Here is a 23,483-nt window from a genome sequence, read left to right on the forward strand (position 1 = left end):
GAGAAGGGGGCCGAGTGTGACCGCTGAGGCCATAGAGTCGGGCCCCCGTGCGGGCGTCGCTACGTCGGACGCAGACGCCGCCCCGGCCGGCGACCGGTCCCTGCGCATCGCGCTCCTCACCTACAAGGGCAATCCCTACTGCGGCGGCCAGGGTGTCTACGTACGCCACCTCGCCCGGGAGCTCGCCCGTCTCGGCCACAGCGTCGAGGTGATCGGCGCCCAGCCCTACCCCGTGCTCGACGAGGGTGTCCCGCTCACCGAGCTGCCGAGCCTGGACCTCTACCGGCAGCCGGACCCGTTCCGCACCCCGAAGCGCGGCGAGTACCGGGACTGGATCGACGCGACCGAGGTCGCCACGATGTGGACCGGCGGCTTCCCCGAACCGCTCACCTTCAGCCTCCGCGCCCGGCGCCACCTCGCGGCCCGGCGCGGCGAGTTCGACGTCATCCACGACAACCAGACGCTCGGCTACGGGCTCCTCTCCGACCTCGGCGCCCCGCTCGTCACCACGATCCACCACCCCATCACCGTCGACCGGCAGCTCGACCTGGACGCCGCCCCGACCCGTCGCCGCCGCCTCTCCGTACGCCGCTGGTACGCCTTCACCCGCATGCAGAAGCGGGTCGCGCGCAAACTGCCGTCCGTGCTCACCGTCTCCGGCTCCTCCAAGCAGGAGATCGTCGAGCACCTCGGTGTGGACCCCCGCCGCGTCAGCGTCGTGCACATCGGCGCCGACACCGACCTGTGGTCGCCCGACGCGTCCGTCGCCGAGGTGCCCGGCCGGATCGTCACCACCTCCAGCGCCGACGTCCCGCTCAAGGGCCTCGTCCACCTCGTCGAGGCGCTGGCCAAGCTCCGTACCGACAACCCCGCGGCGCATCTCGTGGTCGTCGGCCGCCGCGCCGAGGACGGGCCGGTCGCCCAGGCCATCGAACGGCACGGGCTCGGGGACGCCGTCGAGTTCGTCAAGGGCATCAGCGACGCCGAACTCGTCGACCTGGTGCGCGGCGCCCAGATCGCCTGCGTCCCCTCCCTGTACGAGGGCTTCTCGCTGCCCGCCGCCGAGGCCATGGCCACCGGCACCCCGCTCGTCGCCACCACCGGCGGCGCGATCCCCGAGGTCGCGGGCCCGGACGGCGAAACCTGTCTGGCGGTCCCGCCCGCCGACCCCGGCGCCCTGGCCGACGCGCTGGGCCGGCTGCTCGGCGACCCGGAGCTGCGCACGCGGCTCGGGGCGGCGGGCCGCGCACGGGTCCTCGCCCGGTTCACCTGGAAGCAGGCGGCGATCGGCACCGCCGCGCTGTACCGGGAGGCGATCGCGGCCCGCGCCGCCACCGGCCCCGGCGGCCGACGGTGACGACGCGCATCCTTCTTCTCCGACTCCGACCCCTCGACCGCGAAAGCAGGCATTCGTGCTGACCGTGGACTTCACCCGCTTCCCGCTCGCCGCAGGCGACCGAGTGCTCGACCTGGGCTGCGGCGCCGGACGCCACGCCTTCGAGTGCTACCGGCGCGGCGCCCAGGTCGTGGCGCTCGACCAGAACGGCGAGGAGATCCGCGAGGTCGCGAAGTGGTTCGCCGCGATGAAGGAGGCGGGAGAGGCGCCCGAGGGCGCCACCGCCACCGCGATGGAGGGCGACGCGCTCAACCTGCCGTTCCCCGACGCCTCCTTCGACGTCGTGATCATCTCCGAGGTCATGGAGCACATCCCGGACGACAAGGGCGTGCTCGCCGAAATGGTCCGGGTCCTGAAGCCCGGCGGCCGGATCGCGATCACCGTGCCGCGCTACGGCCCCGAGAAGGTCTGCTGGACGCTCTCCGACGCCTACCACGAGGTCGAGGGCGGCCACATCCGCATCTACAAGGCCGACGAGCTGCTGGGCAAGATCCGCGGTGCCGGCCTCAAGCCCTACGGCACCCACCACGCGCACGCCCTGCACGCGCCCTACTGGTGGCTCAAGTGCGCGTTCGGCGTCGACAACGACAAGGCGCTGCCGGTGCGGGCGTACCACAAGCTGCTGGTCTGGGACATCATGAAGAAGCCCATGGCCACCCGGGTCGCCGAGCAGTTGCTCAACCCGGTCGTCGGCAAGTCCTTCGTGGCCTACGCGACCAAGCCGCACCTGCCCGCCGTGGTGACCGACGAGGCCCCCGTGCGCGCCGGCGACTCCGCCAAGGCCGAGGCGTGAGTCTTCCCGAGCGGACCGAGCACCTCGTCCTGCCCGGAGTCCTCACCGCCGGGGAGGCCGCCGAGACCGTCGCCGCGGTGCTCGCCGTGCAGTGCGACGACGGCGCGATCCCGTGGTTCCGCGGCCACCACCTCGACCCGTGGGACCACACCGAGGCCGCCATGGCCCTGGACGCGGCCGGCGAACACGCCGCCGCGGAGCGGGCGTACGAGTGGCTCGCCCGCAACCAGAACGAGGACGGCTCCTGGTACGCGGCCTACCACGACGGCGACCCGCAGCAGCCGACCGACCGGGGCCTGGAGACCAACTTCTGCGCCTATGTGGCCGTCGGCGTCTGGCACCACTACCTCGCCACCGGCGACGACGCGTTCGTCGACCGGATGTGGCCGACGGTCTTCGCCGCCGTCGAGTTCGTCCTGCGGCTCCAGCAGCCCGGCGGGCAGATCGGTTGGAAGCAGGAGGCCGACGGCACTCACGTGACCGACGCGCTGCTGACCGGCTCCTCCTCCATCCACCAGGCCCTGCGCTGCGCACTCGCCCTCGCCGAGAGCCGTGAAGAGCCGCAGCCCGACTGGGAGTTGGCGACCGGGGCGCTGGGACACGCGATCCGCAGCCACCCGGAGCGCTTCCTCGACAAGAGCCACTACTCGATGGACTGGTACTACCCGGTCCTCGGCGGCGCGGTCAGCGGGCCGGCGGCCCAGCAGCGGATCGACGAGGGCTGGGACCGCTTCGTGGTCCCGGGCCTCGGTGTGCGCTGCGTGCTGCCCAACCCGTGGGTGACCGGCGGCGAGAGCTGCGAGCTGGCCCTGGCCCTCTGGGTGATGGGGGAGTCCGACCGGGCCCTGGAGATCCTCCAGTCGATCCAGCACCTGCGGGCCGAGGGCGGGATGTACTGGACGGGATACGTCTTCGAGGGCGACCGGGCGTTCTGGCCCGAGGAGCACACCGCCTGGACGGCGGGCTCCCTCCTGCTGGCGGTGGCCGCCCTCGGGGGGGACGAGGCGACCACCGCGGTCTTCAGCGGGGAGAGGCTGCCGAAGGGACTTGAGCCCGACTGCTGCGGCTGAACGCCGCGTCCTGTCCCGGCGGGCTCGGTGCCGGAGGCGCCCGGCCACCGTACGACGGCGAACCCGCCGGCTTCCCCGGCGCGCTCAGTGCCGGATGCGTCCGGCCACCGTACGACGGTGAACCCGTCGGCTTCCCCGGCGCGCTCAGTGCCGGATGCGTCCGGCCACCGCGTGCCCGACGAACAGGTACACCACGGCCGCCAGACCGTATCCGCAGACGACCCGGGCCCATGCCGCGTCGAAGGTGAACAGGTCGTACGACCAGCCGGCGAGCCACCGGGCGCTGTGCTGCACGAAGTCGACCAGGTCGTTGCCCCGGTTGGCGTCGAGCAGGTACATCAGGATCCACAGGCCGATGATGAAAGCCATGATGTCGGCCACCACGGCTATGACACGTGCTGCGGTACTGCTTCCGTTGCCTCGTCTGTAAGACATGGACTGCGGGTTGCCGCTTTCCGCCGTACGAAACCCGGACGGCGGTCCCGGGGTGGCGGGGCCGGGCCACCGGCGCCAGCCTGACGGGGGAGTGCCGGGACCCGGCACCCACCGTGATGTCCCCGGTCAGGGAGGCCCGCCGTGCCCCGTTCCGTACCGCTCCGCCGACTGCTGGTCGCGCTGTTGCTGTCCTGCTCCGTGCTGGTGGGCACCACCGCATGCGGGAGCGATGACGGCAACAGCACGAGCAGCGCGTACCGCGCCGGGAAGTTCAAGAAGGGCGCGGACGGCCGGACCTTCGCTCTCGTCAAGGCCGGGCTCGCGGGCGGCTTCGCCTACAACCGGCTCAAGGCCGCCACGGAGAACGCCAAGGGCGACCCGCTGCTGTCGAAGGCCGTCGCGCCGCTGACCGCGGGCATCGCGTCCCTCAAGGGCATGGCCACCAAGCTCCGCAAGGGCGAGGTGGGCGACGGGGACGTCGGCGCGTTCGAGAGCGTCATCAACGACATCAAGGACGCCGGCAAGAGCGCGGGGGCCGAGGTCAAGGACAAGGTGCCGTCCGCCTCGCAGCTCGGCGGATAACCGCATGTGGGGGTGGTCATGCCCGCACTAGAGTGCGGGCATGACCACCCCCCTCGCGCATGAGCGCTACTGCGACGAAATCGTCCGGCTGACCGACGTGTTGAGGTCGACGATCAGCGGCGTGGACCTCGAAGCGACCGTCCCGACCTGCCCCGAGTGGACGCTGCGCGAGCTCGCCGTCCACATCGGCGGCGCCCACCGCTGGGCCGGCGAGATCGTCCGCACCCGGGCCACCGAGGAGGTCCCGGACGAAGACGTGCCGGCGTTCACCCCCGAAGGCGACGACCCCGCCGTGCTCGACGCCTGGCTGGCGGCCGGTGCCGCCGGCACCGCCGAGGCGCTGCGGGAAGCGGGCCCGGACACGGAGGTCTGGTCCTGGTACCGGGACCGTAGCGCGGGCTTCTGGGCGCGCCGGATGGCCATCGAGACGGTCGTCCACCTGGCGGACGCCTCCCTGGCCGCGAAGGTCCCGTACACGATGGCGCCCGAGCTGGCCGCCGACACGATCGACGAGTGGCTGGAGATCGTCGCCCACGCCCAGGCCGAGGGCGACCCGGAGGCCGCGGAGCTGCGCGGCGGAGGCCGCTCCCTGCATCTGCACGCCACCGACGCAGCGGACGCCGAGTGGCTCATCGAGTTCGGCGAGGACGGCTTCACCTGGCGCCGCGCGCACGGCAAGGCGACCGTGGCGCTGCGGGGCCCGCTCACCGACCTGATGCTGGTCTTCAACCGCCGCCTGGCCCCGGACAGCGACCGGGTCGAGGTGCTGGGCGACGCGGAACTGCTGGACTTCTGGCTGGCCCGGTCCTCCTTCGGCTGACCGGTGCCACGGCACTTCCGGTGTGCGGGCGGGGCGGGCCTGGGCCAAGCTGGACGGGAAACGTGCCTGATTTCCCCCAGGAGGTGCCGATGGATCCGGTCCGGGCCCTGGAGCGGATCGCCTTCCTGCTGGAGCGCGGCAGGGGCGAGACGTACCGCGTCCAGGCCTTCCGCACCGCCGCCCGCACGGTGGCGGCGATGCCGGACGGCGAGGCCGTGGAGCGGGTCACGAACGGCTCCCTGGAACGCGTCAAGGGCATCGGCCCCCGCACCGCCCAGGTGATCCGCGAGGCGGTCGCCGGACAGACGCCCGCCTACCTGGAGCGCCTGGAGACCGAGGCGTCGCAGAACGGCCCGCTCGCCGAGGGCGGTGAACGCCTGCTCGCCCTGCTGCGCGGCGACTGCCATCTGCACTCCGACTGGTCGGACGGCGGCAGCACCATCGAGGAGATGGGCCGTACGGCGGCGGAGCTCGGCCACGACTGGGCGGTCCTCACGGACCACTCGCCCCGCCTGACGGTCGCGAACGGCCTCTCGCCCGAGCGGCTGCGGGAACAGCTCGACGTGGTGGCCGAACTCAACGAGCGCTGGGCGCCGTTCCGGCTGCTGACCGGCATCGAGTGCGACATCCACCTCGACGGCTCCCTGGACCAGGAGGAGGAGTTGCTGGAACGGCTGGACGTCGTCGTGGTCTCCGTCCACTCCAAACTGCGGATGGACCCCGCCCCGATGACCCGCCGCCTCCTCGCCGCGGTCCGCCACCCTCAGGCGAACATCCTCGGCCACTGCACCGGCCGCCTGCTCACGGGCCGCGGCCGCCCCGAATCACAGTTCGACGCGGACGAGGTCTTCGCCGCCTGCGCCGAGGCGGGCACGGCCGTGGAGATCAACAGCAGGCCCGAGCGACTGGACCCGCCCCGGCGGCTGCTGCGTCAAGCCGTGGACGCGGGCACGCTGTTCGCCGTCGACACGGACGCGCACGCCCCGGGCCAACTGGCCTGGCAGGCCTACGGCTGCGCCCGCGCGGAGGAGTGCGGGGTCCCGCCGGAGCGCGTCGTCACGACGTGGACGGCGGACGAACTGCTGGGCTGGACACGGGAGGGGCGGGTGCCGGGCGGGGCGAGGGCGTGAGGCCGCGCTTCGCTCGTCCGGTGGGCGGCGGACTGGGCTCGAGAGCGCCATCTCTCCGACCGCGGCCCACGCGGGCACCAGAGGGAAGGTCTTGCTGAGGTCAGGGGAGATCTCCTGTGGGCGGGAGAGGGCTCACGGGACGAGCGCGGTCCGTGAGGCGACTGGTATGACTGGTGCATGCAAGAAGAGACTGCGCGGTCCGCGATCGACACGTTCATCTCCGCGTTCAACGCCTCGGACGACAGCTATGTGACTGCGCTGCTCTCCCAGGCCCTCACCTCGGACGTGGTCTTCTGGGGACCGTTGGGCCGCAGTGAGGGGATCGAGGCGGTCGAGCGGTTCGTGCTGGACATCCGGCGCCACCCCGCGGGGGCCGGCACGATGGTGCGCTGTTCGGGGGTGGACATGCCGGACGAGTGGGCCCGGTACCAGTGGGTGTTCACGACGCCGGACGGAGGCCCCCGCCTGGCGGGAACGGACGTCGTCCATCTGCGACGGAGCCTCATCGACCAGGTCATCGTCTTCGCGGGGGAGATCGAGCCGTTCGCCTCTTGAGCCATTCTGCTCGGGCGCCGTGCTTCTCCTGAACCGGCCCCGTTCGGGGCGGGTTGCGCCGGCCGGCTTCGTCAGGTCCAGCGGTCCTGTCAGGGGCGGGAACACTGTCTGATCGCGTGGCAAGGGCCGGCCGACCGCCCCGGCGCCGGAGGCGGGCCGCCAGTAGAGTCGGTCCGAAGAGAGCGTGGGTCTGGGGGACTTATGACGGCTGTGGACGCACCGCCCCTCGTCTTCGTACACGGGACGCGGTTCAGTGCGGGGCAATGGAGCACACAACTCGCCGCGCTTGAGGCCGATTTCCGGGTAGTCGCCGTCGACCTGCCGGGACACGGCGCGCGGGCCGCTCAGCCCTGGAGTCTGGACGCGGCGACGGAGATCATCGCTTCCGCGGTGGACTCGCTCGACCACGGGCCGGCTCTCGTCGTCGGGCACTCGCTCGGCGGATACGCCTCGCTGGAGTTCGCGCGGCGCTGCCCGGAGCAGTTGCGGGGGCTGGTTCTTGCGGGGGCCAGCGCATCGACGCGGGGCCCGTGGGCAACGCCGTACCGGTGGGCTGCCGGGCTTGTGCCCCGGATACCGGCGGACCGGTTGACCCGCTGGAACGACAGGTTGCTGCGCCGGCTCTATGCCCCCGAGGTGGTGGATGCCACCATCCGCGGCGGCTACGCCTTCCATGCTCTGCCGGCCGCCTGGGGAGAGGTGATCGGCCGCTTCGACGCGGATGCGATGCGCCAGGTGGCGGCTCCCGTGCTCATCCTGAACGGCGAGAAGGACACCGTCTTCCGGTCCGGCGAGAAGGACTTCGTCCACGCGCATCCGCACGCCCGCATCGAGTTGATCCCGCGGGCGAGGCATCTCGCGAACTTCGACGATCCGGCTGCCTTCACCGATGCCGTCCGCCGCTTCGCCCTGCAACTGCCTGCTCACGCCTGAGCGCGCCGGTGGCAGGGGTCCGCCAGGTCTCCCGGAGCGCAGGAGGGCCGCGAAGGCTCGGGCCGGCTGTCGTCGCGGATCGGCTGGGTGACGTCGCCACGGGTGCTCGGTGGCCGACTGCCCCATCGGGTGATATCCTGCTGGAGGATTTTTTCGGCTTGTGACTATGTGAGGGAGGTGAGGTTAATGACCGCGGTAGAGATCGCTGCTGTCGGCAGCGCCCGGGCCATCCTCACGTCCCGGGTCCCGGTCTGACGTTCGTTCCTCCACCCTGCTGTGAGCGTGTCCGTGTCCGCTCGTTCGGTGGTGGTGTGACGTCCTGACGGGGCCCTCACTCAAAGGTCTCTCACGTTGTCATCCTCCTTCTTCACCTCCTCTGCTTCGTCATCCGGGTCGGCCGGTTCCACGCCGGCCGCGTACGGGTGGGACGAAGCGTTCGACCGTGATTTCGCCGCACATCGCGCCGCCGGGCTGGTTCCGGCCCGGATCGTGCGGGTGGATCGCGGTCAGTGTGACGTGATCACCGAGTCCGGCCCCGTGCGGGCGGGCTCCCCGGCGGTGTCCTCGCCGGACCCCGTCTCCTCCCCCTGCACCGGCGACTGGGCCGCTCTGCGGACCGGCTCCGATCCGCTGCTGGTGGCCCTGCTGCCACGGCGCAGCGCCATCGTGCGCTCCGCCGCCGGCCGCTCCTCACACGGGCAGGCACTCGCCGCCAACATCGACATCGTGGTCGTCGCCGTCTCCCTGGCGGCCCCGCTGAATCCGGGCCGGATCGAGCGGCTGCTCGCACTGGCCTGGGACAGCGGTGCCCGGCCCGTGCTCGCCCTCACCAAGCAGGACCTCGCGGACCCGGCCGATGCCGACGCCGCGCGGGCCGAGGTCGCCACGCTGGCGCCGGGCGTCGACACCGTGGTCACCAGCGCCACCACCGGCGCCGGCCTGGATGTCCTGACCGCGCTGGCCCATGGCACCACCGTGCTGCTCGGTCCCTCGGGCGCGGGCAAGTCCACGCTGGCCAACGCGCTGCTCGGCGCGGAGGTTCTGGCAACGGGCGCGGTCCGGGCCCAGGACGGCAAGGGCCGGCACACCACCGTTCACCGCGAGCTGCTCCCGCTGCCCGGCGGCGGCGTACTCATCGACACCCCGGGATTGCGCGGGATCGGCCTGCAGGATGCCGCCGACGGCCTGGAGCAGGTCTTCGCCGAGATCGAGCAGCTCGCCGAGGGGTGCGGGTTCCGGGACTGCGGTCACGACCGCGAGCCCGGCTGTGCGGTCCAGCAGGCGATCCACACCGGCGAGTTGAGCGAACGCCGCCTGGCGAGCTATCGCAAGCTGCTGCGCGAGAGCGACTGGGCGGCCTCCCGCAGCGATGCCCGTAACCGGGCGGGCCGTACTGACCAGCAGAAGTCCATCACCCGCCATCTGCGCGCGACCTACCGCTTCCGCGAGCGCCAGCAGTGACGGCGCACGAGATCGCCGCGCACACCTCCGCCCCCTTTCCTCTTCGCGAAACGGACCAGCCTCTCCTCATGAACAACGCCCTCACCTGGACCACCCGTCCCGAAACGGCCGCCGACATCGGCGCGATCCGCGAGGTCAACCTCGGCGCGTTCCCGACCCCGTTGGAGGCCGGCCTTGTCGAGGCCCTGCGTACCGACCCGGCCTGGATTCCCGGCCTCTCCCTGGTCGCGGAAGCGCCGGACGGCACCGTCGCGGGCTTCGCGCTGCTGACCCGCTGCCACATCGACGACAGTCCAGCCCTCGTACTGGGGCCGTGCGCGGTCCTTCCCGCGTACCAGAAGACGGGAGCGGGATCCGCCGCGATCCGTGCCGCCCTCGACGCCGCCCGCGACCGGGGCGAGAACCTCGTCACCTGCCTGGGACACCCGGACTACTACCCGCGGTTCGGGTTCACCCCGGCCTCGGGGCACGGCATCCGCCCCACCTTCGAGGTTCCCGACGAGGCCATGATGGTCCTCGCCCTCGATGCCACCGCTCCCGTCCCGACGGGCACCATCCACTACCCGGCGCCCTTCGGCGTCTGACGGACCCGGGAATCCGGTCGGCCCATCGCGTGACGGCGGTGGGCCGGTACCGGCCGTGGTGGACCGCGCCGACCGAGGTCCTCGGCCGACAAATCGCGCTGAACAAGTGCCTGTCGTGCTATATCTCCCTTCAAATTGGTTGACATTCAGGGGTGGAATGTCGGACGTTCAGCCCTGACTCGGCCATGCGCCACAGGAACGGAGAGATCGCACGCAGATGACTTTCGAAGGAGGAATCCCGAATCCGGACCGCGGGAGGCGCCCGGTGGTCCCCGTGGCGGTGGACGAGGACCCGAGGCACGAACTGAGGCAGGCGGTCCCCGTGAAGCGTGTGCTGGAGCAGGTACACACCGCAGGGCGGGTCAGGGACCTGGGGGAGACGGTGCAGTTCAGCTGGCCCGGGGTGTATTTCGAGGGCCGCTTCCGCGGGACCGGAATCGGGGTGGTGCTCGACTGCGCGGCCGCCGACTACGAGGTCCAGATCGACGGAGCCACCGTCGCCACCCTCGTCACACCCGGCGGCATCACGCACTGGATCGACGGCCTGCGGGACGGCGAGCACACGGTCCGGGTCGTCAAACGCAACGACACCCCGGGGGACACCAGCACGTTCGGGGGCTTCGCCGCCGCGCCCGGGGGTGCCGTACTGGGCAAGCCGGCGCCCCGGAGCCGCCAGATCGAGTTCATCGGGGACTCCCTCACGGTGGGCTACGGCAATGTCTCGGGCACCCGCGCCTGCGATCCCGAGCAGCTCAAGCGGAACACCAACGCCGACGTGAGCCACGGCGCCCTCACCGCCCGGCGGTTGGGCGCCGACTACCAGATCAACGGCCTCTCCGGCCTCGGCATGGTGCGCAACGTCGCCGGTATCTGCCCGGACCTCACGTACCGGACCTACTACGACCGCGCCCTGCTGAACGTGGAGGGCGACGTCTGGCAGAACCCGGGGACGTGGCGCCCGCAGATCGTGGTGGTCAACCTCGGCTCCAACGACTTCACCGACCTCACCCCCGGTGAACCGTGGACGCCCGACAGCCTCGCGGCCGCCTTCCGCACCGCCTACGGCGAGTTCCTCCGGAATCTGCGGACTCGCTACGGTTCCGGCACCACCCTCGTGGCCGTCGGCTTCGACAGAAACGCCGAGCAGGTGCGGCAGGTGGTCGAGGCGCGCAACGACGCCGGTGACAGCGGGGTCCGCTCCTGGTACCTCGAACAGTCGGGCCTGGACTTCCTCGGATGTGACGGGCACACCTCGGCCCGGGACGACCGGTTGATCGCCGACCGGCTTGCCGCGTTCCTCGGGAGCCTGCCGACGGGATGGTGATCCGACGCGAGGACCGCCGGACCTCGGACAGTGCCCTGAGCTGGGGTCGTTTCCCTCTGCTTCCTTCCTGGGCAGGGCAGTTGCCTCCCATTCGGGCTGGTGCGGATGATGTTGGTGAGTCAGCATGGGTGTGCGCGGTACGGGGGTCGTGCGCGCAACCTGATGTGCGACTTGATGAGGGCCCATGACTGACGAGCAAGGCACCCAGACGCCGGTGGACGTATTCGACACGGGCACGCCGCATTCGGCGCGGGTGTGGAACTACTGGCTGGGCGGCAAGGACAACTACGAGGTGGACCGCCGGCTCGGGGCGACGATGGAGGAGCTGTACCCGCAGATCATCGACATAGCGCGCGCCTCCCGGGCGTTCCAGGCGCGGGCCGTGCGTTATCTGGCCGGTGAGGCGGGGATACGGCAGTTCCTGGACCTCGGTACCGGGCTGCCGACGGCGAACGCGACGCACGAGGTCGCCCAGGACGTCGAGCCGACGGCGCGCATCGTGTACGTCGACCATGACCCGATCGTCCTGGCGCACGCGCGGGCCCTGCTGACCAGCCGCCCCGAAGGCAAGACGGACTACGTGCACGCTGACCTGAGGGACGCGAAGACGGTGCTGCGCGAGGCCGCGCGGACGCTGGACCTCGACAAGCCGGTCGCCGTGATGGTGCTCTCGACGCTGGGACACGTCGCGGACTCGGACGAGGCCGCGGCGCTGCTCCGCAGCTACCTGGACGCGCTGCCCGTGGGCAGCTATCTGATGCAGTGCGACACGATCGGGACCCCGGAGACCGAGGCCGGGTCCGAGGAGTACGCCAGTGGCGGCGCCATGCCGTACATCTCGCGGCCCAAGGAGATCATGGCGACCTTCGCGGACGGACTCGAGCTGGTGGAGCCGGGCTTCGGCTCGATCAGCCTGTGGCGGCCCGAGGAGCCCGTCGTCGGTGAGCCGGTCGACCAGTGGGGGTTTGTCGCCGCCAAGCGGTAGGGGCGGTGGTAGCGGTCGTTACTGGTTGAGTTCTGCGAGTACGCGCAGGGTGTGGGGGTCCGGTGCCGTCACCAGGAGGTCGGTGACCGGGCCCTTGCGCCACAACTCCAGTCTCTCCGCGATGCGTTCACGAGGCCCGACCAGCGAGATCTCGTCGGCGAACGCGTCCGGGACGGCGAGCACCGCCTCCTGTCTGCGGCCGTCCAGGAACAGCTGCTGGATGTGCCGCGCCTCCTCCGCGAAGCCCATCCGCGCCATCAGGTCCGCGTGGAAGTTGCGGGCCGCCGCGCCCATGCCGCCGATGTAGAAGCCGAGCATCGCCTTCACCGGCAGCAGGCCCTCCGCGACGTCGTCGCAGACGTGTGCCCGGGCCATCGGCGCGACCATGAACCCCTCGGGGAGATCGCTCAGCGACGCCTCGTACACGTCCGTGCGCATCGGCGACCAGTACAGCGGCAGCCAGCCGTCCGCGATCCGGGTGGTCTGGGCGATGTTCTTCGGGCCCTCCGCCCCCAGCAGCACCGGGAGTCCGGCGCGCAGCGGATGGGTGATCGGCTTCAGCGGCTTGCCGAGCCCGGTGGCGTCCGGGCCGTTGTACGGATGGGAGTGGAACCGCCCGTCCAGGGCGACGGGCGCCTCGCGGCGGAGGACCTGGCGCACCACGTCGACGTACTCGCGGGTCGCGGTGAGCGGGCTGCGGGGGAACGGCCGCCCGTACCAGCCCTCCACGACCTGGGGACCGGACAATCCGAGGCCGAGCACCATCCGGCCGCCGGAGAGGTGGTCCAGGGTCAGGGCGTGCATCGCGGTGGCGGTCGGGGTGCGGGCCGCCATCTGGGCGATGGCGGTGCCCAGACGGATACGGGAGGTGTGGGCGGCGATCCAGGTCAGCGGGGTGAAGGCGTCCGAACCCCAGGCCTCCGCCGTCCACACCGAGGCGTAGCCGAGGTCCTCCGCCTCGCGGGCGAGGTCCAGGTGGGCCGGGTTCGGGCCGCGGCCCCAGTAGCCGAGAGCGAGTCCGAGCCGCATGTTCGCCGCCTCCCACGAACCGGATGCCTGACGGGGGGTCAGGTGTAGTCGGAGGGTACGACAGCGGCCCCCCGCCCGGAAGGGGCGGGGGGCCGCTGTCGCTGATGCGTGGGCGCCGTCGCGCCTTCGCCGTCAGCCGCGCTGGATGCCCGTGGTGTCCTGGAGCACACCGCGACGGCCGTCCTGCGTCTGGGCGATGAGGCCCGGGCCGCGCTGCTCGACCGCCAGGTACCAGGTACCCGGAGCCAGTTCGGCGATCGGGGACGGCGAACCGTCCTCGCCGTACAGCGGACGGGCCACCGGCACGGCGAACCAGAACGGGGTGAAGTCCCCGGCGGGCGCCGCCTGCTGGGCCGGAGCCTGCTGCGGGTCGGGCTGGCCGGGCTGCTGCGGCTGGCCGCCGAACGCCGGCGCCTGGCCACCGTACGAGGGCTGCTGGGCGCCCGGGTAGCCGTAGCCCTGGCCGGGATGACCGGGCTGGCCACCGTACGGCGGCTGCACGGCCTGCGGCTTCGGGGCGCCCGCCAGCGGGGCCTTGAGCGCCGGAAGCAGCGGCGAGGCGACCGCACCCGCGGCCAGCGCCAGCGAGGCGATCAGGCCGAGGATCAGGCCGGCACCGGCATCGATCTGACCGAGGTCGATGATCGTCCAGAACAGGCTCCACGCGGTGAACACCGTGGCGGCGACACCGAACTGGGCCAGGTCGAGACCGACGACCTTGCGCGGCTGCGGCTGCGAACGGGACAGCACGATCAGTGCGGCACCGATCACACCGACCATGTAGACACCGATCGCGTTACCCAGGGAGTCCCAGGAGTTCGGCGCGTCGACGCTGGTGCTTCCGTAGTCGAAGTAGTCGAGGAAAGAGGCGATGAACAGCACGACCGCTGCTCCGATCACCACGCCATCGCCTCGAGTGAGGGAGCGGATATTCACGTGAAGGTCCTTAGTCGGTCGTCTCGTCGGGGCGGTCGTCGCTGCCACCGGTACGGTGGGTACGGCGCGAAGCTCGGGAGCGGCCCCCCATCGTACGGATGAATCTATCGTCTGCCCGGGCGGGTTGTGTCCCTGCCCGGTCCTTGGGCGGGCATCCTCCCGAATTCATCGCAGAACCACCTCTTACTACCCGTTGAGGTAGCTGCTGATGCCGTCCGCGATGCCCTGGGCGGCCTTCTGACGCCAGCCCGCGCTGGTGAGCAGGGCGGCGTCCTTCGGATCACGCATATTGCCGCATTCGATGAAGACTTTGGGCACGGTCGACAAATTGAGTCCGCCGAGATCCTTGCGGGTGTCCAGACCGGTATTCCCGCCGATGTAATTGGAAGGCGCGCTTCCGGTAGCGCGTACGAAAAGCCCGGCGATCCGGGTGCCCAGATCGCGTGAGGGGCCCACGATCTTCGAGGTGTCCGCGCCGCCGCCGCGCACGGATGCGGGGAGAATCACATGGAAGCCGCGATTGCCCACCGCCGAGCCGTCCGCGTGGACGGAGACGACGGCATCCGCTCCGGCCTTGTTGCCGATCCGGGCCCGCTCGTCGACACAGGGCCCGAACGCCCGGTCGCCGTCGTACGTCAGGACCACCTTCGCGCCCTGGGCCTGGAGCAGGGTCCGCAGCCGGTGCGAGACGTCGAGCGTGAACCGGGCCTCCGCGTAACCGGAGTTGGTGGAGGTGCCGGTGGTGTCGCACTCCTTGTGCGTGGTACCGATGTCCACCTGGCGGTTGATCTCGGCGGTGTGCAGGCGGTTGTCGGGGTTGTGGCCCGGGTCGATGACGACCGTCTTCCCGGACAGCGGCCCGGTCGCCGTCTCCGGCGTGGAGGGGGAGGGCGTGGCGGTCTTCTTCGGCGGGGCCGGGCTCGTCCGCGCCGGTGACGGCGTCGCCGGGGAGGCCTTCGGCGGTGCGGACGCGGACGTCGAGGACGGGGCCGGGTCGCCGCCCTTCCCGGGCTGCGCCTGCGCACCGCTGTCGCCGCCGCAGCCGGAGAGGCCGATGCCCAGGCACAGCACGGTCAGCGCCGCCGCGGCGGCCGGCTTCGGGCGGCGGGGGGTGGGGGGAACACTCTCGTCGTGACGCACCCGGCGATGCTATCCGGGAGCCCGCACGCTGTCCGGGGCGCTCGGATTTCCGCCCCGGCGTGCTCGGGGGGCCTGCCGGGGCATGTCGAGGGGCCGGCTCCCGCCCCGGGCGCCAGGCCCCGGGGAGCCTGCCGCGGGGTGCGGAGCGCCCGGGTTCCCGTCCCGGTCCGCCGCAGCGAACCGGAGCCGCGGGGTGCGGGGTGCTGAGCGCCGGGGTTCCCGCCCCGGCGCCCCCCGTAGCGAACCGGAGCGCTCAGATGCCCGTCCCGGTACGCCGCAGCACGCGCAGCGAGTCCGTGACGGAGATCTCGGTGAACGCACCCGAGGCCAGCGCCCGCAGATACACCCGGTACGGGGCCTGGCCGCCGTGCGCCGGGTCCGGGAACACGTCGTGGATGACCAGCAGCCCGCCCTCGGCGACATGCGGGGCCCAGCCCTCGTAGTCGCCGTTCGCGTGCTCGTCCGTGTGACCGCCGTCGATGAATACGAGGCCGACCGGGCCGCCCCAGACGGCCGCCACCTGCGGGGAACGTCCCACGAGCGCCACCACGTGGTCCTCCAGGCCGGCCGCGTGCAGTGTCCGGCGGAACGTGGGCAGCGTGTCCATCCGGCCCACCTCGGGGTCCACCACCGTGGGGTCGTGGTACTCCCAGCCGGGCTGCTGCTCCTCGCTGCCCCGGTGATGGTCGACCGTGAGCGCCGTCACGCCCGCCGCACGCGCCGCGTCGGCGAGCAGGAGGGTGGAGCGCCCGCAGTACGTGCCCACCTCCAGCAGCGGCAGACCTAGCGCGGCCGCCTCGGTTGCGGCGGCGTACAGCGCGAGTCCCTCGACCACCGGCATGAAGCCCTTGGCGGCCTGGAACGCGGCGAGAATCTCCGGCTTGGGCTCGGCGGCCACGGGTTCCTCCTGGTGGGACGGGGCGATGCGACGGCGCCCCATCGTGCCGTACACCCCCGCCGACCACGTCGGCGGGGGTGTACGGCTACGCGAGAGGGGACGGGGTCAGCAGCTCTGCCAGAGCCGCGTCATGACGCGGACGCCGAAGCGCAGGCCCTCCAGCGGGACGCGCTCGTCCACGCCGTGGAAGAGCCGCCCGTAGTCCAGGTCGTGCGGGAGCTTCAGGCCCTTGAAGCCGAAGCAGCGGATGCCCAGGTGGGTGAACGCCTTGGCGTCGGTGCCGCCCGGGTTGCAGTACGGCACCGGGTGGCCGTCCGGGTCCTCGGCGCGTACCGCGTCGCACATGGCCTCGACGAGCGGGCCGTCGAACGTCGTCTCCATCGCGATGTCGTGGTTGACCCACTCCCGGCTGACGGAAGGCAGCAGCAGCTTGTCGATCGTGTCGATCAGCTCCTGCTCGTGTCCGGGCAGGAAGCGGCCGTCGACGCGGGCGGTCGCCTTCCCGGGGATCACGTTCGTCTGGTAGCCGGCGTTGAACATGGTGGGGTTCGCCGAGTTGCGCAGGACCACCTGCATGAAGTCGGAGACCGGGCCGAGCTTCGCGAGGCTGCCCTCGATGTCGTTCTCGTCGAACTCGACGCCGTAGAGGCGGGCGGCCTCCTCCAGCAGCGCGCGGACCGGCTCGATCAGCCGGATCGGGAAGGTCTCGCGGCCGATCCGGGTCAGCGACTCCGCGAGGTCGGTGACCGCGTTCTCGTCGTTGGGGGACGAGCCGTGGCCGGCCCGGCCGGTCGCGGTGAGCTCCATCCAGGCCATACCGCGCTGGGCGTTCTCGATCGGGTAGAGGCGACGGGTGTCGTCGAGGGCGAAGGAGAACCCGCCGCCCTCCCCGATCGCCTCGGTGACCCCGGCGAACAGCTCCGGGCGGTGCTCGACCAGCCAGTGGGCGCCGAACTTGCCGCCCGCCTCCTCATCGGCGAGGAAGGCCAGGACCAGGTCCCGGGAGGGCTGCGTACCGGTGCGGGCGAAGTGGCGGGCGGTGGCCAGCATGACGGCCACCGTGTCCTTCATGTCGATCGCGCCGCGGCCCCAGAGGTAGCCGTCCCGGATCTCGCCGGAGAACGGCGGCACCTGCCACTCGGAGGCGTCCGCGGGGACCACGTCCAGATGGCCGTGGACCAGGAGGGCGCCGCGCTCGGGGTCGCGGCCCGCGATCCGGGCGATGACGCTGGCCCGGCCGGGGGCGGACTCGATCAGCGCGGACTCGATGCCCACCTCGGCGAGGCGGCCCACCACCCACTCGGCGCTCGCGCGCTCGTTGCTCGTCGGGTTGGAGGTGTCGAAGCGGATCAGCTCGGCGCAGAGGTCGACGACTTCTGCCTGGGCCTCGTCGGAGGCCGGGACCAGAGGGGTGCGGTCGGGGGTGGTGCTCATGCTGCTCCCACTGAGGTGGTGGTGCGGGCGGCGGGGAGCTCGGCGTCCTCGTCGTCCAGGGTGGAGGTGCCGTACGGCCTCACCCAGCCCAGCAGGCCGAGGACGCTGTACAGGACGAAGGCGGTGGCCAGCGAGTTCAGGGCCGGGATGCCGCCGTCGTAGAACTTGCCGACGCAGAAGGCGACGATCCAGATGACGATCGACATCGGGACCCAGGTCGGCGAGGTCTTCGGCAGGGTCTCGGACTCCCGGGTGTCGTCGAGCGGCTTGCGCATCTTCTTCACGACCCAGTACTCGGCCACGATGATGCCGCCGATCGGCGGGATGGCGACGCCGAGGATCGTCAGGAACTCGGTGAAGTGGGTCATGATCCCGACCGCGGACAGGAGCGTGCCCGCGATGCCGAGGACGATCGTGACCGCGCCTCGGTGGACGCGCTTGCCGAAGACGACCTGGAAGAAGTTGACGACGCCGAGCGAGGAGCCGTACAGGTTCCAGTCGTTGATCTTGGCGGTGGACATCAGGACCACGATCACGCCGAAGGCGCCGGAGGTGGAGAGCACGATGTGCGAGACCTCGTTGCTCTTGACCAGGTGGCCGAGCAGCACACCGGTCAGACCGACGATGTACTCGGACAGGATCATGGACGAGGCGCTCTGCAGGAAGACGTGCGAGCCGCGCTTGTTGTAGCGGGTCATCTCCGGGGAGACGATGGCGCCCGTCATGTAGCCGCCCGCGATGGCGGTGGCGGCGACGGCCAGCGGGATCGTCTCGCCGGGCGGCGGCGAGTGGATCAGGTCGCTGAACGAGTGGTCGTTGAGCGTGGTGATGACGGACCACGCGACCATCGCGAAGAAGAGCGGGGTGACGATCTTCGCGAAGTTCGCCATGTACTTGAAGCCGAAGATCACCAGGGCGGTGATGGCGATGCCGGCGAACACGCACCACATCCAGGACGGTCCGCCGACCAGTGCCGAGACGCTGTTGCCGAAGATCGTGTTCTGCACGCCGAACCAGCCGACGAGGCTGACCGCGATGACGAAGCTGACCAGGGCGGAGCCGTTGCGGCCGAAGCCCACCCAGCGGGTCAGCATCGGCGTCGCGAGACCCTCACGCATGCCGGCCAGGCCGATCGCGAAGATCACGACCTCCAGGATCACCGCGCCGAGCGTGAACGCGAGGAAGGCGTCGCCGAAGGTCATGCCGACGCCGATGGTGGCGCCCAGCGTGAACTGGGAGATCGAACCGGACTGGGCCAGCCACTGGAGCAGCATGGACCAGAAGCCGAACCGCTTGTCGCGCGGGACGCGCGAGAGCGAGTAGTCGTCGCTGCCGATGCTCTTGGTCTCCTGGACCACGGCGTCGGCCTGCGGGGCGGCTGCCATCAGGACTCCTGGGGGGTGCGGCCGAAGGTCTGCAGGTGAGCCAGCGACCCGTAGCGGTTGACGAGGTTGTCGAACTCCACCGCGTCGTGGAAGTCCAGGTGGCCGCCGCCGTAGGCCTTGGCGACCTCCACGGCGTAGCGGGCGGCGGACGCGATGTCGCTCTCGTGACTCGCGCCGGTGCCGCAGCCCGGCACCGCGGCGGCCGAGGTGATGGCCAGGCCGATGACGGGGGCGGCCGTCGCGGTGGAGGGCTGGAGGATCGAATTGATGTGGTGTGCCCCATTACCGTACGGGGTGATGTCCTGGGTGGTCACGGGGTACGTGACCAACGGCTCACCCGTCACCACGGCCAGCAGCTCGCCCAGCTGCTCGTTGACGCGGAGCACCCAGCCCTCCTTGACGGTGGGCGACAGGGCGAGGCCCTTGTGGTTGATGATCCGGTTGCCCTTGGTGGTGTCGATGGAGAGCACGGCCTCCATGTCGCCGGTCACCTCGTGCCGGTTCATGGTGGCGATGTCCACGGGCGAGCCCATGAAAGGCACCGGGTCGTGCGGCTCGGTCGGCGCGTTCGGGCAGATGTGGGTGGCGACGATCACATCGCCGGGCAGCACGTCGCCGCGGCGGCGCATGTCGAGCAGCTTGGCGGCGGTGGCGACGGCCGAGACCGCGCCGTCGGCGTCGGAGACCATGCCGGTCACCTCGGGCCGGGCGCCGATGCCGCCGAGCCGGCCGACGACGCCCAGGGTGCGGGCGGTGCCTCCGGCCGTACGTCCCCGGGAGCCGGGGATGCGGACCATCACGAAGTCCGTCGAACCCCGCTCACCGGCGACCGTGGTGACCTCCGCGGACGAGCCCTCGGCCCCAGCCACGGAGTCGAGGTACTCGACGACCGTCTTGCCGTTGGCCTGGGGATCGTCGAGGAGACCGACGACGTCCAGTACGTACTTCAACATGGGGGGCCTTTCTCGCGCATCCGTCACACCCGTCCGGCGCCCGGCAGGGAGTGGGGCGCCGGACGGGGTGCTGAGAGCAGATTCGGGATCGGATAGCGTTGAGCGCAACAGTTTCCCGTTATCTGCAATTCAGGTCTGAATGGTGAGATGGGTGAGATGACGATGGCGGAGTTCGATCTGGACCGGCGCACCCCCGCCGGAGCGCTGCAAACCGTCGACCGGGCGCTCCTCGTGCTGCTCGCCTTCGAGCGCACCAGGCCCGACTGGGGCGTCACCGAGGTCGCCGAGGAGTTCGGCTGGGACACCTCGGTGGCGCAGCGGCTGCTCGCCACGCTCGCGGGGCGCGGCTTCCTGGTCTCCGACCCTGCCACCCGCCGCTACCGCATCGGCCCCGCCGTGCTGCGCCTGGGCCGGCTCTGGGAGCGATCCGGATCGCTGGAGCTGCTGGCCGGGCCGGTCCTGGAGGAACTGCGCCGGGTCACGGGGGACACCGTGCTGTTCTGTCTGCCGGACAGCTTCCACATGCGGTGCGTGGCCGCCGAGGAGGGCGAGGCCGGACCGCTGCGCTACTACCCGCTGGTCGGTGAGCTCTACCCGGCGCACGCCGGGGCCACGGCCAAGTCCTACTACGCCTATCTGCCGGACGAACAGCGCCACCGGCTCTTCCGGGGACGCCCGATGGCCCGGTTCACCGACCGGACCGTCACCGATCCGGACCTGCTGGAGCAGGAGTTCCTGAAGGTCCGCGCCCAGGGGTACGCCTGGACGGTCGGCGAGTACGACACCGGCATCGCGACCGTCGCCGTGCCGGTCTTCCTCGGGCGCGAACCGTACGGCAGCCTCAGCCTCGGCGGCGCGAAGGAGCGGTTCGAGGGGGCGCCGGAGAACCGTCTCGACGCGCTGCGGCAGGCCGCCGACCTGCTGGAGAGGCGCCTGACCCACCCGCCGCAACGCCCGAAGCCCAAGGCCCGCCGGACCCGGGCCACCTGACCCGGGAACAGGCCATCTGCCGCCCGGTCCCGGGCCGGCTGACTCGGCATCACGCCATCTGCCGCCGGACCACCTGCCCCGGCTCCCGCGACCTGATCCCAAGAGAACGAACCACAAGAGGAACCCCGTGAATCTGCTCCTGCTCTCCAACTCCACCCAGCACGGCCGCGGTTACCTGGAACACGCCCTCGACACGGTGACCGCCTTCCTGCCCTCCGGCGCCCGCCTCGCCTTCGTGCCGTACGCGCTCGCCGACTACACCACATACACCGCACGCGTCCGGGCCGCCCTCGAACCGGCCGGCATCAGCGTCCGCGGCGTCCACGAGAACGCCGACCCGGTCGCCGAACTCGCCGCGTCCGACGCCGTGTTCATCGGCGGTGGCAACTCGTTCCGGCTGCTGAGCGCGCTCTACCGGACCGGTCTGCGCGACGCCGTCACCCAGGCGGTGCGCGAAGGGCTCCCGTACATGGGGGCCAGCGCGGGGACGAACATGGCGGCGCCCACCCTCCGTACGACCAACGACATGCCCATCGTGCAGCCGCCGTCCTTCGAGACCCTCGGCCTCGTCCCGTTCCAGATCAACCCGCACTACCTGGACCCGGACCCGGCCAGCACCCACAAGGGCGAGACCCGCGAGGAGCGGCTCACCGAGTTCCTGGAGGAGAACGACGTCCCCGTGCTCGGTCTGCGCGAGGGCTCATGGCTGCGGGTCGACGGGCGCCAGGCCCGGGTCCAGGGCGCCCGCCCCGCCCGGCTGTTCACCCGCGGCACGCGGCCGCAGGAACTCCCGGTGGGGGCGGACGTCTCTCATCTGCTCACGACCGCAGCGCGGTTCGACGCTCCGGTGCGCTGAGCGTCAGCACCAGATCGGTCGCGCCCTCCGGCCCGTCCGCCGGGTACGAAGCGGGCCGGGCCCGCGGCGCGTATCCGGCGGCCGATCCGGCCAGGACGAAGCTGCCGCTGCCCGGAGCGGCGAGCGCGTAGCGGCCCTGCGCGTCCGTGGTGGTCAGCCCGGCCTGCCGGCCGTGCCGGTCGATCAGGGTGACGTTGGCACCGGCCACCGGCGTCCCGTCCGCCTCCAGGACCCGGCCGCGGAAGCCTTCGGAGCCGGTGAAGGGGTGCGGGACGGCGGGCAGCGGCTCACCGGCCTCGCGGGCGGCGTCGTCGGCCGCGCTGCTCGCCAGCAGCACCGGCGCCGAGGACTTCCGCGGCGACGGCAGGAACGCCGCCAGGACGAGACCGACCAGCACCGCGCCCGTAGCGATCATGAACGAGGTCCGGAACCCTTCCATGCTGGGCACCGAGACGGATCCCATCCGCACCGAGGTGTTCGCCAGCACCATGCCGATCACCGCGCTGGACACCGAGGTGCCGATCGAGCGCATCAGCGTGTTCAGGCCGTTGGCCGCGCCCGTCTCCGAGGCGTCGACCGCCCCGATGATCAGCGCGGGCAGCGAGGAGTACGCGAGTCCGATACCGGCCCCGAGCAGGACCGCGATCACGATGGTCTGCCAGGCGGCGGACATCAGGCCGAGCCCGGCCCCGTAGCCGACCGCTATGACCAGCATGCCGAGCATCAGGGTCGTCTTGGGGCCGTACCGGGCGGAGATCCGGGCGTACACCGGGGCGACGAACATCATCGTCAGGCCGAGCGGGGCCACGCACAGCCCGGCGACCACCATGGACTGGCCGAGCCCGTAACCGGTCGACGTCGGCAGCTGGAGCAGCTGCGGAAGGACCAGCGAGACGGCGTAGAAGGCGACCCCGACCATGATCGAGGCGAGGTTGGTGAGCAGCACCTCGCGCCGGGCCGTGGTCCGCAGGTCGACCAGGGGTGCGTCGCTCCGCAGCTCGAAGAGGCCCCAGAGCACGAGGACCACCAGGGCGGCGGCGATCAGGCCGAGCGTGGTGCCCGAGGTCCAGCCCCAGTCGCTGCCCTTGGTGATCGGCAGCAGAAGGAGGACCAGGCCGAGCGAGAGCCCGAGCGCGCCCGTGACGTCGAACCGCCCGGGAGCGCGCAGCGAGGTCTCCGGCACCGCGAGCACGGTCAGGCCCATGGCCAGGACACCGAGACCGGCCGAGCCGAAGAAGAGGGTGTGCCAGTCGGCGTGCTGGGCGACCAGCGCGGCGGCGGGCAGCGCGAGCCCGCCGCCCACGCCGATCGAGGAACTCATCAGGGCCATCGCCGAGCCGAGCTTCTCGCGCGGCAGCTCGTCCCGCATGATGCCGATGCCGAGCGGGATGGCGCCCATGGCGAAGCCCTGGAGCGCACGGCCCACGATCATGATCACGAGGTCGTCGGTGAAGGCGCAGATCAGCGAGCCGACCACCATCACGGCGAGGCTGGCCAGCAGCATCCTCCGCTTGCCGTTGAGGTCCCCGAGCCGCCCCATGATCGGGGTGGCGACGGCTCCGGCGAGCAGGGTGGCGGTCATCACCCAGGTCGCGTTGGACGGGTCGGTGTGCAGGAGGACGGGCAGGTCCTTGATGACAGGGACGAGCAGGGTCTGCATCACCGCGACGGTGATGCCCGCGAAGGCGAGCACGGGGACGATCCCGCGGCCCGCCTTCGATGTCCGTGGATCAGGGAGCTCCGCGGCGGGCTGTTCATACGTCGTTCGTGGCATGCGTGCGGCCTCCGGGCGGC

23 protein-coding genes are annotated in these 23,483 nt (G+C 71.5%); 14 read left to right on the forward strand and 9 right to left on the reverse strand.

Translation table 11 applies throughout. The annotated features are described in order from the left end of the window. The first annotated feature begins 16 nt into the window (after positions 1 to 16). From EAO72_RS13390 to EAO72_RS13400, 3 genes are read left to right on the forward strand one after another with little or no spacing between them, the layout of a single operon-like run. The gene (locus tag EAO72_RS13390; RefSeq protein WP_148017520.1) at positions 17 to 1,357 is read left to right on the forward strand and encodes a glycosyltransferase family 4 protein; all 1,341 of its coding nucleotides are present in this window, start codon (positions 17 to 19) and stop codon (positions 1,355 to 1,357) included. 55 nt (positions 1,358 to 1,412) lie between these two features. Next, positions 1,413 to 2,189 (forward strand): class I SAM-dependent methyltransferase, encoded by a 777-nt coding sequence (locus EAO72_RS13395; RefSeq protein WP_148017521.1) that lies wholly within the window; start codon positions 1,413 to 1,415, stop codon positions 2,187 to 2,189. Further along, positions 2,186 to 3,259 carry a prenyltransferase/squalene oxidase repeat-containing protein gene (locus EAO72_RS13400; protein WP_148017522.1) on the forward strand — a complete coding sequence of 358 codons (1,074 nt, stop codon included), beginning with the start codon at positions 2,186 to 2,188 and terminating at the stop codon, positions 3,257 to 3,259. The genes EAO72_RS13395 and EAO72_RS13400 overlap by 4 nt, the downstream gene beginning before the upstream one ends. 144 nt (positions 3,260 to 3,403) lie before the next feature. Here the strand turns inward: EAO72_RS13400 and EAO72_RS13405 are convergent, their stop codons facing one another. Then, a complete protein-coding gene (locus EAO72_RS13405) occupies positions 3,404 to 3,694 on the reverse strand; it encodes a hypothetical protein (protein ID WP_148017523.1) in 291 nt (96 codons plus the stop codon). A 141-nt stretch (positions 3,695 to 3,835) separates the two neighbouring features. On the opposite strand from EAO72_RS13405, the gene EAO72_RS13410 reads away from it, so the two are divergent. The 9 genes from EAO72_RS13410 (at position 3,836) to EAO72_RS13450 (ending at position 12,068) form a co-directional block, all read left to right on the forward strand. Further along, positions 3,836 to 4,276, forward strand: a complete 441-nt coding sequence (locus tag EAO72_RS13410; protein WP_148017524.1) for a hypothetical protein — start codon at positions 3,836 to 3,838, stop codon at positions 4,274 to 4,276. A 40-nt stretch (positions 4,277 to 4,316) separates the two neighbouring features. After that, complete coding sequence (locus EAO72_RS13415) at positions 4,317 to 5,096, forward strand: maleylpyruvate isomerase family mycothiol-dependent enzyme (RefSeq protein ID WP_148017525.1); 780 nt, start codon at positions 4,317 to 4,319, stop codon at positions 5,094 to 5,096. 89 nt (positions 5,097 to 5,185) lie between these two features. Then, positions 5,186 to 6,226 carry a PHP domain-containing protein gene (locus EAO72_RS13420; protein ID WP_148017526.1) on the forward strand — a complete coding sequence of 347 codons (1,041 nt, stop codon included), beginning with the start codon at positions 5,186 to 5,188 and terminating at the stop codon, positions 6,224 to 6,226. Positions 6,227 to 6,403: 177 nt separating this feature from the next. After that, positions 6,404 to 6,781, forward strand: a complete 378-nt coding sequence (locus EAO72_RS13425; protein WP_148017527.1) for a nuclear transport factor 2 family protein — start codon at positions 6,404 to 6,406, stop codon at positions 6,779 to 6,781. A gap of 201 nt (positions 6,782 to 6,982) precedes the next feature. Beyond that, a complete protein-coding gene (locus tag EAO72_RS13430; protein WP_148017528.1) occupies positions 6,983 to 7,714 on the forward strand; it encodes an alpha/beta fold hydrolase in 732 nt (243 codons plus the stop codon). 516 nt (positions 7,715 to 8,230) lie between these two features. Continuing rightward, the gene (gene rsgA, locus EAO72_RS13435) at positions 8,231 to 9,175 is read left to right on the forward strand and encodes a ribosome small subunit-dependent GTPase A (RefSeq protein ID WP_261991458.1); all 945 of its coding nucleotides are present in this window, start codon (positions 8,231 to 8,233) and stop codon (positions 9,173 to 9,175) included. Positions 9,176 to 9,243: 68 nt separating this feature from the next. Further along, positions 9,244 to 9,759: a GNAT family N-acetyltransferase gene (locus EAO72_RS13440; RefSeq protein ID WP_148017530.1), complete on the forward strand. Its 516-nt coding sequence runs from the start codon at positions 9,244 to 9,246 to the stop codon at positions 9,757 to 9,759. 322 nt (positions 9,760 to 10,081) lie between these two features. Continuing rightward, positions 10,082 to 11,083, forward strand: a complete 1,002-nt coding sequence (locus EAO72_RS13445; RefSeq protein ID WP_261991459.1) for an SGNH/GDSL hydrolase family protein — start codon at positions 10,082 to 10,084, stop codon at positions 11,081 to 11,083. A gap of 184 nt (positions 11,084 to 11,267) precedes the next feature. Further along, on the forward strand, positions 11,268 to 12,068 hold the full coding sequence (locus EAO72_RS13450; RefSeq protein ID WP_148017532.1) for an SAM-dependent methyltransferase: 801 nt from the start codon (positions 11,268 to 11,270) through the stop codon (positions 12,066 to 12,068). A gap of 18 nt (positions 12,069 to 12,086) precedes the next feature. Here EAO72_RS13450 and EAO72_RS13455 read toward each other — a convergent pair whose 3' ends face one another. The 7 genes from EAO72_RS13455 to EAO72_RS13485 all read right to left on the reverse strand — a co-directional run bounded on the left by EAO72_RS13455 (position 12,087) and on the right by EAO72_RS13485 (position 19,843). After that, the gene (locus EAO72_RS13455; protein ID WP_148017533.1) at positions 12,087 to 13,097 is read right to left on the reverse strand and encodes an LLM class F420-dependent oxidoreductase; all 1,011 of its coding nucleotides are present in this window, start codon (positions 13,095 to 13,097) and stop codon (positions 12,087 to 12,089) included. 132 nt (positions 13,098 to 13,229) lie between these two features. After that, entirely contained in the window at positions 13,230 to 14,000 is a 771-nt protein-coding gene (locus EAO72_RS13460) for a DUF5336 domain-containing protein (RefSeq protein WP_148017534.1), read from the reverse strand. Positions 14,001 to 14,219: 219 nt separating this feature from the next. Then, on the reverse strand, positions 14,220 to 15,173 hold the full coding sequence (locus EAO72_RS13465; protein WP_148017535.1) for an N-acetylmuramoyl-L-alanine amidase: 954 nt from the start codon (positions 15,171 to 15,173) through the stop codon (positions 14,220 to 14,222). A 253-nt stretch (positions 15,174 to 15,426) separates the two neighbouring features. After that, on the reverse strand, positions 15,427 to 16,071 hold the full coding sequence (locus EAO72_RS13470) for a class I SAM-dependent methyltransferase (protein ID WP_148017536.1): 645 nt from the start codon (positions 16,069 to 16,071) through the stop codon (positions 15,427 to 15,429). Between the two features lie 105 nt (positions 16,072 to 16,176). Then, positions 16,177 to 17,505 (reverse strand): M20/M25/M40 family metallo-hydrolase, encoded by a 1,329-nt coding sequence (locus tag EAO72_RS13475; protein WP_148017537.1) that lies wholly within the window; start codon positions 17,503 to 17,505, stop codon positions 16,177 to 16,179. Beyond that, positions 17,502 to 18,890 (reverse strand): cytosine permease, encoded by a 1,389-nt coding sequence (locus EAO72_RS13480; protein WP_148017538.1) that lies wholly within the window; start codon positions 18,888 to 18,890, stop codon positions 17,502 to 17,504. Before EAO72_RS13480 ends, EAO72_RS13475 begins: the two co-directional genes overlap by 4 nt. Next, entirely contained in the window at positions 18,890 to 19,843 is a 954-nt protein-coding gene (locus EAO72_RS13485) for a DUF1177 domain-containing protein (RefSeq protein ID WP_148017539.1), read from the reverse strand. Before EAO72_RS13485 ends, EAO72_RS13480 begins: the two co-directional genes overlap by 1 nt. 156 nt (positions 19,844 to 19,999) lie before the next feature. Here EAO72_RS13485 and EAO72_RS13490 point away from each other — a divergent pair, with 156 nt between their 5' ends. Both EAO72_RS13490 and pepE read left to right on the forward strand, forming a co-directional pair. Next, positions 20,000 to 20,833: an IclR family transcriptional regulator gene (locus tag EAO72_RS13490; RefSeq protein ID WP_148017810.1), complete on the forward strand. Its 834-nt coding sequence runs from the start codon at positions 20,000 to 20,002 to the stop codon at positions 20,831 to 20,833. Positions 20,834 to 20,960: 127 nt separating this feature from the next. Further along, a complete protein-coding gene (gene pepE, locus EAO72_RS13495; RefSeq protein WP_148017540.1) occupies positions 20,961 to 21,689 on the forward strand; it encodes a dipeptidase PepE in 729 nt (242 codons plus the stop codon). Here the strand turns inward: pepE and EAO72_RS13500 are convergent. Then, positions 21,652 to 23,463: an MFS transporter gene (locus EAO72_RS13500; protein WP_148017541.1), complete on the reverse strand. Its 1,812-nt coding sequence runs from the start codon at positions 23,461 to 23,463 to the stop codon at positions 21,652 to 21,654. The genes pepE and EAO72_RS13500 overlap by 38 nt on opposite strands. Positions 23,464 to 23,483: the final 20 nt, after the last annotated feature.

It is taken from the genome of Streptomyces sp. OR43 (assembly GCF_008042275.1).
Taxonomy (GTDB): domain Bacteria; phylum Actinomycetota; class Actinomycetes; order Streptomycetales; family Streptomycetaceae; genus Streptomyces.